4 protein-coding genes are annotated in these 2038 nt (G+C 71.8%); all 4 read left to right on the top strand.

Features of this window, described 5'->3' with window-relative positions; all coding sequences use genetic code 11:
• The coding region (locus GA0115259_RS40680; protein ID WP_161230493.1) for a hypothetical protein at window positions 1-236 on the top strand (236 nt) is incomplete at its 5' end.
• Window positions 237-252: 16 nt separating this feature from the next.
• A complete protein-coding gene (locus GA0115259_RS29440; RefSeq protein WP_093602658.1) occupies window positions 253-492 on the top strand; it encodes a hypothetical protein in 240 nt (79 codons plus the stop codon).
• Window positions 493-595: 103 nt separating this feature from the next.
• Window positions 596-1093 (top strand): hypothetical protein, encoded by a 498-nt coding sequence (locus GA0115259_RS29435; RefSeq protein ID WP_093602656.1) that lies wholly within the window; start codon window positions 596-598, stop codon window positions 1091-1093.
• A 294-nt stretch (window positions 1094-1387) separates the two neighbouring features.
• Window positions 1388-1798 (top strand): hypothetical protein, encoded by a 411-nt coding sequence (locus tag GA0115259_RS29430; protein ID WP_093602654.1) that lies wholly within the window; start codon window positions 1388-1390, stop codon window positions 1796-1798.
• The last annotated feature ends 240 nt before the right edge of the window (window positions 1799-2038 follow it).

Genomic DNA, 2038 nt, shown 5'->3' with positions numbered 1-2038 from the left:
CCGTCCGGCTGGCCGACGGCCTGCTGGCCGCCGTCACCGTCTCCACCGGCGACGTCCTCCCGCCCACCACCGCGCCCAGCGCTGCGGCGCACCAGGCGCTCGCCGAGCGGATCCGCACCTGGCTCACCGGCGAGGCGGGCATCGGCCAGACCTGGCTCATCCCCCGCACCGCCGCCCTCGGCGTCGAGCTCGAAGACGGCACCGACTTCACCATCACCGTCAGCCCCCGCCCCTGACCTGCCAGGAGACCCCGTGCTGAACCCCGGCCCGAACTTCCGCCGGATCGTCTGCCCCGACTGCCGCAAGGGCACGATCGTCCTCGCCTCCACCACGGCGCAGTTCCAGTGCAGCCGCCTGCGCCAGGTGATCGACGGCTTCAAGGTCGGCAACTGCGACTTCGCCACACGCGACCGCGCCGAGATCCCCGTCGAGCCCGGCGAGCAGGTCGTCGTCGTGGACTTCACGCCCTTCGCCAAGATCACCACTCCCTGATACCGCCGCGCGCGGCGCCGCCGGATCGCCCGGCGCGGCCGGCTTCCACCACCGAGCACGACGACCCGCCGGGGACGTCCCCTACGAGAGCGAGGAGCGCACCATGTCCGTCACCTTCACCGCCGCCCACGTCGCCGGCTCGGCATTCATCATCAGCTGCGTCTGCTCGGCGGCGCAGGCGGCCGCGTTCCCGTACGCCACGTACGACGCGGCCCAGGCGGCCTATCCGGCGGAGCCCCTCCTGGTCGAACTCCCCGGCTGCGAGTACCCGGGCCGCTGCCGCCCGTTCATCCTCAGTCTCGACCCGGCCGGGGACGACATCCCCGAGATCAATCTCTCCAACAGCAACGCGCGCCGCATTCTCGACGCACTCGGCCTGAACAGCGACGACCTGTCCGGCAGTGGAACGGCCGAAGACTTCCTCGGCCGCTGCCTGATCGCCCTGGCCCTTGAGCCCGCCGACGCAGGAGTACCGCCCGTGCAGGACGGCAACGTCATCGACTGCGGCCGCCCGGCCGGATACCTCCAGACCCGCCTCACCGAACTCCACGCCCTGGCCGTGTGGTGCGCGGGCCAGGGGCGCGCCGTGTCCTGGGCCTGAAGCCAGCCCGGCGAAGTGCCGGCCGAGCTTCGAGAGGGGCGCCCAAGGAGTCGGTATTTCCGCACTTCAGCAGCATGGACGCCGCGGATGGCGGACGGTTCGGCCGCGGACTGGGGGCGCGGCCGAGGTTCGGTCCGCGTTCCATGGTCGTGACCCACACCCCGAGTGACACATAAAACTTGCCTTTAACCCTCTCGTGAAGTAGAATAATGAATATAGCGGCAAGGGCGGACGCCCGGTCTGGCAACCGCCAAGTCCCCGCCGGCCAGCACCTACTTCCAGCAAGGAGCAGCCATGCCCCGCACCACCGCCCGCCCGGTCGACATCGCCAAGCTCGTAGAAATGCTGGAGACGGCGCGCGGGACGGTGGCGTACGACTCCGACGCGCACCACTACCCGCGCCACCACTCCGCGCGCGGCGAGATCGACGACGTGTTCGACGGGCTCGTCGAGTGGGCCCGTGGACACCTGGCGGAGGACGAGCTGCGCAAGACGGCCAAGCCGATCTCGGACCCGGACCTCCAGCCCGGCGACCTCGCCCTGGTGGACGACGTTGCCGTGACCGTCCGTGAGATCCACTTCCGCGCGCCCGGCGAGCACCGGGGCTCGGGCCTGCCCTCCCACCGGCCCGCGACCGAGGTGGTCACCGCCCTGGGCAGCCAGTGGCTCGCCCTCGTCCCCCACCCGGCGGCCTCCGCCCGCTAGACCCGGTCCGGGGCGGCCCTGTGCACGGGGCCACCCCGGCCACCACCGGGCACGACGAGCCGTACACCATCCCGCCGGTGGCTTCCCGTCACCCCACCCGAGAAAGGGGCGCAGCATGAGGTCCGCACCCGTACCGCACACCGGCCGCCCCAAGAGGCGCAAGTACCACAACGCCCGGACCGGGACCGTGGGCAGCAAGGTGCTCCCCCACCGGTACGGCGACGAGGGCGAGAAGGGCCC

Source organism: Streptomyces sp. MnatMP-M17 (genome assembly GCF_900091995.1).
GTDB lineage: Bacteria > Actinomycetota > Actinomycetes > Streptomycetales > Streptomycetaceae > Streptomyces.
The sequence above is the reverse complement of the archived record's forward strand: the minus strand, read 5'-3'. Positions and strand labels throughout refer to the sequence as shown.